This is a genomic window from Enterovirga sp., assembly GCF_028290205.1.
Taxonomy (GTDB): Bacteria; Pseudomonadota; Alphaproteobacteria; order Rhizobiales; family Beijerinckiaceae; genus Enterovirga.
Genome location: NZ_JAQGKF010000209.1, coordinates 1 through 7,985 on the forward strand (window position 1 = coordinate 1; position 7,985 = coordinate 7,985).

At 70.3% G+C, this 7,985-nt stretch carries 7 protein-coding genes; 2 read left to right on the top strand and 5 right to left on the bottom strand.

Annotation, left to right across the window (positions count from 1 at the left end; translation table 11 throughout):
* Positions 1–46: 46 nt before the first annotated feature.
* Positions 47–1,594, bottom strand: coding sequence for an HlyD family efflux transporter periplasmic adaptor subunit (locus JWR86_RS14325; RefSeq protein ID WP_299566785.1), 1,548 nt, complete (start codon positions 1,592–1,594; stop codon positions 47–49).
* 238 nt (positions 1,595–1,832) lie between these two features.
* Between JWR86_RS14325 and JWR86_RS14330 the strand changes: the two genes are divergently transcribed.
* Entirely contained in the window at positions 1,833–2,795 is a 963-nt protein-coding gene (locus tag JWR86_RS14330; protein WP_299566787.1) for a LysR family transcriptional regulator, read from the top strand.
* A gap of 47 nt (positions 2,796–2,842) precedes the next feature.
* Positions 2,843–3,715 (top strand): alpha/beta hydrolase, encoded by an 873-nt coding sequence (locus JWR86_RS14335; protein ID WP_299566789.1) that lies wholly within the window; start codon positions 2,843–2,845, stop codon positions 3,713–3,715.
* A gap of 32 nt (positions 3,716–3,747) precedes the next feature.
* Here JWR86_RS14335 and queD read toward each other — a convergent pair whose 3' ends face one another.
* From queD to JWR86_RS14355, 4 genes are all read right to left on the bottom strand, one after another.
* On the bottom strand, positions 3,748–4,116 hold the full coding sequence (gene queD, locus JWR86_RS14340) for a 6-carboxytetrahydropterin synthase QueD (protein WP_299566791.1): 369 nt from the start codon (positions 4,114–4,116) through the stop codon (positions 3,748–3,750).
* 91 nt (positions 4,117–4,207) lie between these two features.
* Positions 4,208–4,840: a 7-carboxy-7-deazaguanine synthase gene (gene queE / locus JWR86_RS14345; RefSeq protein WP_299566793.1), complete on the bottom strand. Its 633-nt coding sequence runs from the start codon at positions 4,838–4,840 to the stop codon at positions 4,208–4,210.
* A gap of 424 nt (positions 4,841–5,264) precedes the next feature.
* Complete coding sequence (locus JWR86_RS14350; RefSeq protein ID WP_299566795.1) at positions 5,265–6,443, bottom strand: zinc-binding dehydrogenase; 1,179 nt, start codon at positions 6,441–6,443, stop codon at positions 5,265–5,267.
* A 45-nt stretch (positions 6,444–6,488) separates the two neighbouring features.
* A complete protein-coding gene (locus JWR86_RS14355) occupies positions 6,489–7,775 on the bottom strand; it encodes a TRAP transporter large permease (protein ID WP_299566797.1) in 1,287 nt (428 codons plus the stop codon).
* Between the last annotated feature and the right edge of the window lie 210 nt (positions 7,776–7,985).

The following is a 7,985-nucleotide window of genomic DNA, read 5'->3' on the forward strand; positions in this document are numbered from 1 at the left end:
TTCTCCAACTGACCGGGCGGCCCGGGCGGGCGGCGCGGCGGGCGGATCAGCGCGGCGCGGCGGCCGTCCGCCGCTCGCCCGTGATGGGGGTGATCCGATCGCCCTCGCGCAGGAACGGGCCGGCCCGCTGGATGACCATGTCAGCGTCACCGAGGCCCGACCTGATCTCCACCTCACTTTCCGACGACAGGCCCACGACGACCGGCCGCGGCTCGACCAGGTTGTTGGCCGAGACGTAAACGGCCGACTGATCGCCCTCATACATGACCGAGGCGAGCGGCACCGCGAGGCCGCAGCTTTCACCGACCTGGACCATGCCCCGTCCGAAAAGGCCCCAGCGCAATTCGGGGTGGCGATCAACCGTCACCGTCGCGCGGCCGAGCTGGCTGGCTCCGTCCACCGGCCGCGAGACGGTCCGGATGCGGCCGCCGATCGGCGCCAGGCCCAGTCCGGTGAGCGACACGGACTGGCCGGGCCCGAGCCTCTCGAGCCCTCCGGCGGGCACATCCGCCACGAATTCCATCTCGCCGTCGGGGATCAGGGTGAAGAGCGCCGGGCCCGAGAAGCTGGCCGGCATGTCGACCTGGGCGTTGCTCCGGCCGACCACGCCCGCCACCGGAGCCCGCACGGTGATCTCCGCCGCATCCCGATCGGCCGCGGGCACCACTTGGGCGAGGACGTCGCCCTTGGCGACCTGCCCCAGGGGCGAGGCCAACACGCGGGTCACGCGCAGACCTTCCCCATCGGGCCGGACCTCCACCTCTCGGCGCGGCAGGAAACGGCCCGTCACCCGGACGGTGTCCTGAAAGCAGCGCCGCTCCGGCCGGGCGACGCTGACCGACAGGGCCGTGCGGAGCTGGGTGGCGGCCACTCCGGCGGCTTCGACGCGGGGCTTGAAGGGCCACACATCGCGCAGGGAGTCGCGGTAGAGCCAGCCGGCGAAGCCGCCGCCGCCGAGCAGCAAGGCGAGGACGGAGCCCACCAGCAGCGACCGACGGGCGGACCGTTCGGTTCGGGCGTCGGAGGCGGGCCGGACGCGGTAGACCTGCACGGGCTGGGCGATGTTCTTCAGCCGCTGGCGGCCCAGATCACGGTAGCGCGCGGTCACCTTGTTGCCGACCGCATCGTGGACCGAGCCGGTGATGCAGATGCCGCCCGGTTCCGCCAAGCCCTCCAGACGGGCCGCGACGTTGACGCCGTCCCCCAGCAGGTCGCCGCCGCGGTCGACGACGTCCCCCACGTTGACGCCCATCCGGAACTGCAGCCGCTCCGGCGGCGGCAGATCCTCGTTGCGCGCCCGCAGGGTTTCCTGGACCTCCAGCGCGCATCGGAGCGCCAGAACCGCGCTCGGGAATTCGGCCAGGATGGCGTCCCCGGCGGTGTTGAAGACGCGCCCCTTGTTGCGGGCCACCGCCTCCCGGAAAATGCGGCAATATTCGGCGAAGCGCCGGAGCGTCCCCTCCTCGTCATCCGCGATCATCCGGGTGTAGCCGGCGACGTCGGAGGCGAGGATCGCTGTGATCGTGCGCGTCAGGCTCTCGTCGTCCGGCCCGTGCTGCGATGGATCGCGAGGGGGGTCTGGATCGCCGGTCACGTCGGATGAGACGCCATCGAGTGCGGCACCGCTCTGGTCACCCCGGGAGAGTAACCGCGAGTACGTCTGAGCTGAAGCGCGAAGTCAATTCCGATCAAGACAGTCCGACGCCAGATGAGGCCGAGTTTGCCGACCCTGCCGTGACCGGCGCCACAAGATCGCCGACCCCTCGCCTGCGCGGGCCGATTGCTCTCGGCAGCCGCCCGTCGAGCCGCTAAAGCTGCCGGCGGGACCGAGCATGCGTGAGCCGTACAAGAACCTCGCCTGGGACGATTTCCGCCTGGTCAAGGCGGTCGCGGAGGCCCGCACCCTGCCGGCGGCCGCGAGTCTGCTCGGCCTGAACCATTCGACCGTGTTCCGGCGGCTGGGGCAGATCGAGGCAGCGCTCGGTGCCACGCTGTTTGAGCGCCACCGCGCCGGCTATGCGGCCACGGCGGCGGGCGAGGAGATGGCTGCGCTCGCTGCCCGGCTCGACGCCGACATCACCTCGTTCACCCGAAAGGTGGCGGGCCAGGAAGTCTCGCCGTCCGGCGAGTTGCGCGTGACCACGACCGACACGCTCCTGGTGCATCTCCTGACGCCGCTTCTGGTGCGGTTCCGCGAGGCCTGCCCCGACGTGCGGCTGGACATCGTCGTCGCCAACGAGGCCCTCAACCTCTCGAAGCGCGACGCGGACGTGGCCATCCGGGCCAGCACCAGCCCGCCGGAGACCCTGGTCGGCCGCAGGGTCGCGCCGATCGCCTGGGCTCTGTACGGCCGCCCGCCGGCATCGGATGGCACCTCGCGTGGGTTGGCGGAGGCCGACTGGGTCGGCTTCGGTGAGGCGCTCGGTTCGCTGGGCGCCGCCAAGGCGACCGCCGCGCAGCGGCACCGCGTCGTCTACAAGGTCAACACCGTGCTCGGCCTCGCCGAGGCCGTGGAGAGTGGCGCCGGCATCGGCTACGTGCCCTGCTTCATCGCCGACGCGCGGCCCGGACTGGTGCGCCTGTCCGAGCCGAGGCTCGATTTCGCGGACGACCTCTGGCTGCTCACCCATCCGGACCTGCGGCGGCAGCCGCGTGTGCGGTCGTTTCTCGACTTCATGGGCCGGGAACTCGGGCTCTTGCGCGGCTTCCTGGCCGGGGACCGGCCGCCGCCCGCCGACGGGGCGCTCGGTCCCGAAACGAACACGGAACGGGCCGGGGCGTTCGGGCCTTCCTAGGGGGATGTGGCCGCTAGGCGTCGCGTCCCAGGGGAGCCCCACACACCGTGACCGGGTCCGAAACGGCGGCTGACAGCCGCGCCGAGCGACGCCTGGTGTCCATCCCGGAGGGCTCTCCGGTCGCCTACCTGGAGGCCGGGTCCGGCCCCGACCTCGTCCTCATCCACGGCTCGCTCGTCAATGCCGACGACATGCGGCTCGGGCCCATGTCGGCCCTGGCCGAGCGCTTCCGCGTGGTCGCCTTCGACCGGCCCGGCCACGGCCTGAGCGAGCGGGCGCGGCCCACTGACGGGTCGGTCTGGCGGCAGGCCGAGCTTCTCCGCGCGGCCGCCGTGGCGCTCGGGCTGCGCAGGCCCGTGCTGGTCGGCCACTCGTTCGGCGGGGCGGTGGCGCTGGCCTGGGCCATGAGCTTCCCGGAGGAGGTGGCGGGCGTGGCCGCGCTCGCCCCGATCTGCTTTCCCGAGCTCCGCCTCGAACACCTCCTGTTCGCGCCCCGCGCCGTGCCGGTTGCGGGCCAGGTGCTGGCCCAAACGCTTCACCTCACGGCCGACCCCCTGCTGCTTCCCACGCTGTGGCGCGCGATGTTCCTGCCGCAGAGCATGCCGGACGCGTTTGCGCGGGGCTTCTCGTTCGATCTCGCCGGCCGGTCCGTCCAGACGGTGCGGGAGGGCGAGAACGCCGCCTCGCTCTTTGCCGACCTGTCGCGCAGCGCCCTCGGCTACCCGACCTGCCGCGTGCCGGTGCGATTCCTGTGCGGCAGCGCGGACATCGTCGTGAACAACCACCTGCATGGTCGCGCGGCCGCGAGCCTGATCCCGAGCGCCTCCTTCGCCTGGCTGCCCGGGATCGGCCACATGCTGCACCACATGCGCCAGGCGGAGGTCGTGGCGGCCGCAGGGCATCTCGCCGGCGATCGCTGACCGCCCACCGGGCGGCGGCCGAGGCGCGCCCGCTACCGGGCGGCCGCCTCGCCGCGGTGCTCGACCCAGCAATAGGGGGTTTCGAAGACCAGAACGGCTTCCAGCTGCGGGAGCAGCGGTTTGGTCCGGGTCCAGATCCAGATCGCGATGTTTTCGGCCGTGGGGTTCTCCAGCCCCTCCACCTCGTTCAGGCAATGGTGATCGAGGCGGTGGAGCAGCGGCCGGAACGCCTCTTCGACGTCGAAGAAATCGACCACGAACCCGCTTCTCGGATCGACGTCGCCCTCCAGCCGAAGCTCCACCCGATAGGAATGGCCGTGCATCCGCCTGCACCGGTGCCCCTCGGGAACGTTGGGCAGGCTATGCGCCGCCTCGAACGTGAATGCTTGCGTGATCCTCATGGGTTAGCTGTGTTCCTTGATGTCGTGGATCGGCCATCTGCGGCCGCGCCGGCACCGGGGCGGGCGGGCCCGGCCGCGCTCGAGGCGCCGGTCACCGAATCCCGAGATGCTTGTGGGTCTGGAGGCTGAGCCGCCATTGCGGATGGTCGATGCAATAGGCGACCGCCGCCCGGGCATTCGCCGCGACGTCGGGGCCGTCCATCGGCGAGAGGGAGAACCGCTCGAAATCCAGATTCGCAAAGCTCTCCGGAGGGGCGCCGGGCTGCGGAAACACCAGTTTGAGCTCCTGGCCCGAGGTGATCCTGAGCACCGAGCCGGCCTTGGGGCTGACGCAGACCCAGTCGAGCCCGGCCGGGGCGTCCAGCGTCCCGTTGGTTTCGACCGCGATCTCGAACCCGGCGGCATGGAGGGCCTCGACCACGGCGTCGTCGACCTGAAGCAGGGGCTCACCCCCGGTCAGAACGACGAAACGCGGGCCGCCGCGCTCGCCCCAGGTCAGCGCAATGCGGTCGGCGAGAGCCTTGGCGTCGGGGTAGCGCCCGCCGAACGTGCCATCCACGCCCACGAAATCGGTGTCGCAGAAGCGGCATACGGCCGAGCCGCGATCAAGCTCCCGGCCGCTCCACAGGTTGCAGCCCGAGAAGCGGCAGAACACGGCCGCCCGTCCCGCCTGCGCGCCCTCGCCCTGCAGCGTGAGAAAGATCTCCTTGACGGCGTAGCTCACGCGCCAACCGCCCCGTCGGACGCCCGAACCCACTCGGCGGGGGCGGACCCGCCCGGAACGGCTGCGACCCGGCACTCACGTGCCGCGGGTTGCTCCCGTCCGGTCCTCGTCCCCCTCGTCCACAGGCCCGCAAGCCGTCGGTCGTCGCGCTCCGTCGTCAACATGCTGTTCCACTGGTCCGTCGCGCCCGCTCCTATCATGGACCGGCGGGCTTCCTCCACGCGGGAGCTGCCGTTGCGAGGGCTCGGACACATGGGCCTACACCGGGCCCATCCTGGCGGCCCTCGCCGCGATGCGCCCGCCATGGACCAAGGTCGGGGCACAGCACCATGCGGCGCCGCGCCCCACCGGGGCGGAGCGCCTGCGGCGGAGAGCTAGGGTGCGGTGACGTCGCGGCGGTGGAACCGGCCGCGTCCGGCCCCGCTCAGGCGACGAGGTCGGGAAACGGCACGATGGTGGATTTCACCGTCCTCATGGCCATCGCGTCCGCCACGGCCCGGGCCACGCCGTCCTCCGTGAAGGGGTAGATCGTCTGCATGTCCAGCCAGGGATACTTGTCGCGGCAGCGGTAGAGCATGTCGACGCCGAGTGGCAGGTCGTTGCCCGTGAAGGCCCAGGAGCCGAGCACGTTCAGGTCCTTGGTGCAGATCCGGTGCCAGTTGGTCTGGATCGACCCGGCATCGGTGAACTGGCCCATCTCCACATAGGTGCCGCCGTCGCGCAGGAACTCGATCCCCTCCGGCCCGGCGGTCGGGTGGCCCGAGCAGTCCATCACGAGATCGGCGCCGAAGCCGCCCACGATGTCGCGGACGCGGGCAATGCGGTCTGCCGGCGTCGTGACTTCCTCGATGTTCACGGTCGCCTCCGCGCCGAACTTGCGGGCCAGCTTGAGCCTCGGCTCCTCGGGCGCGCCGACGCAGATCACGCGCCCTGCCCCCATCTCCTGCGCGGCCGCGACCGCCAGGATGCCGATCGGGCCCGATCCCTGGATCACGACCGTGTCGCCCCAGTTGAAGCCCCCGGCCTTCTTGGCCCGGTTGAAGGCCCGGATGCACGAGGTGAGAGGTTCCGACAGAGCGCCGAGGCGCAGCGACATGTCGTCGGGCAGCTTGTAGACCTTGGTGCCCGGCAGCATGTCGAGATCGACATAGACGTATTCGGCCCAGCCGCCCCAGAGGTGCGGCGCCTTGTCGAATCCGAGATAGCGCCCGTAATAGACAGGCGTCAGGCACTTGTTGGCCGTTTCCGGGTAGTGGACGCAATAGTAGCAGTGGCCGCAGGGCATGAGCGGCGGGATCATCACCTTGGAGCCGACATCGAGCGGCTTGCCCATGAAGTCCTCGGTGAATTCGGCCCCCTTCTCGACGATGACGCCGCCGATCTCGTGCCCGAGCGTGAACGGCCAGGGCAGCGGCTTCGGCCAGTGGCCCTTAAGAATATGCTGGTCGGTGCCGCAGACGCCGCAGGCGCCGACCTGGATCAGAGCGGCCTTTTTCGGCACCTCCGGCCAATTCACGGTCTGGATGACGGGCTGTGCGCCGGGTCCGGCGAAGGTCGCGACCCGGATGTCGGTCTTGCCGATGCGCGTATCGTGCTTGCCCATGATGCGAAGGTCCATGCTGAGAGGGACGCGCGACGCCGGTTAACCTCAGGGCGTCAAGAGGAGGCGGGGCAGCCACAGCACGGTCTCCGGCAGGGCCGTGATGATCACCAGCACCGCGACGCCCGCGGCAAAGAAGGGGCCGAGTTCCTTGACCTCCTCCTCGAGCTTGATGCCCGCGAAATTGGCGCAGATGTAGAGCAGGATACCGACCGGTGGCGTGAGCAGCCCGAGGCAGAGGTTGAACACCATCACCAGCCCGAAATGGACGAGGTCGATCCCGACCGCGGAGACCACCGGCACTAGCACCGGGATCAGGATCAGCATCGCGGGCAGCGGCTCCATGAAGATGCCGATCACGAGCAGCAGCACGTTGATCAGCATCAGGATGATGAGCGGGTTCGTGGACACCGCCGCAATGGCGTCGGCCAGCGCCCGCGTCAGGCCCGAGACCGCCAGGAGCCAGCCGAACCCGGCCGACAGCGCGATGATGAACATCACGAGGGCGGTGTCGAGCGCGGTCTGAACCAGGATCGGCCAGAGATCGGAAACCTTGAGCTGCCGGTACACGAAGAACCCGACCAGCAGCGCATACAGCACCGCCACGGTCGCGCTCTCGGTCACCGTGACCACGCCGCCCACGACCCCGAACAGGATGATGACCGGCATCAGCAGCGCCGGGATGGCCGGCAGCGCCAGGGCGGGCAATTCCCGCAGCGGCACGCGCCGGGTGGTCGGGTAGTTGCGCCGGACCGAGATCCAATAGGCGGCGACCATCAGGGCGAGACCGAGCAGCACGCCCGGAACGATGCCGCCGATGAACAGGGCGATGATCGACACCCCCTTGCCGGCCGACAGCCCGTAGATGACGAGCGGGATCGAGGGTGGGATGATCGGGCCGTTGACGCAGGCCGAGGCCATCAGGGCCGCGGCGAAGCCCGGCGAATAGCCCTGGCGCTTCATGGCCGGGATCAGGACCTTGCCGAGCGCCGAGGCATCCGCCGCGGCCGAGCCCGACAGCCCGGAGAAGATCATGGCCGCCATGACCGAGGTCAGCGCGAGTCCGCCCCGGAACCGTCCGACCATGGCCATGGCCAGATCGATGATCCGGTGGGTGATCCCGCCGGTATTCATCAGGTTGCCGGCCAGGATGAAGAACGGGATGGCCAGCAGCGCGTAGCTGTCGGCGCCGACCAGCGTGCGCTGCGCCATCAGCGTCATCGGCAGCGTGCCCTGCCACCAGATGGCGAGGATGATGGACAGCCCCATCGCAAAGGCGATCGGCACGGCCATCATCACGAACAGAAAGAAGCCGCCAATCAGGACGGTACTCATCGACGGCATCCTTTGGCAGTAAGCGGCGCGCGGCCGGCCCGGTCCCTACAGACGGGGCGGCCTGCCGAATGACGGCTCTTCGGCATCAGCATCCCGGCCCCAGCCCCCGGGCGGGCGGGCCGTGTCCGGGGAGCATCGGGACGGGACGACCTCATGCGCCCGCTCAGAAATCGCCCGCGACGCCGGCGGGCTCGCGCTTGGACGGGTCCA

Excerpts from the sequence above, each read along its gene's own strand:
- JWR86_RS14330 (WP_299566787.1), top strand. The coding sequence starts at position 1,833 with ATGCGTGAGCCGTACAAGAACCTCGCCTGGGACGATTTCCGCCTGGTC.
- queD (WP_299566791.1), bottom strand. The coding sequence starts at position 4,116 with ATGAGGATCACGCAAGCATTCACGTTCGAGGCGGCGCATAGCCTGCCC.
- JWR86_RS14350 (WP_299566795.1), bottom strand. The coding sequence starts at position 6,443 with ATGGGCAAGCACGATACGCGCATCGGCAAGACCGACATCCGGGTCGCG.
- JWR86_RS14355 (WP_299566797.1), bottom strand. The coding sequence starts at position 7,775 with ATGAGTACCGTCCTGATTGGCGGCTTCTTTCTGTTCGTGATGATGGCC.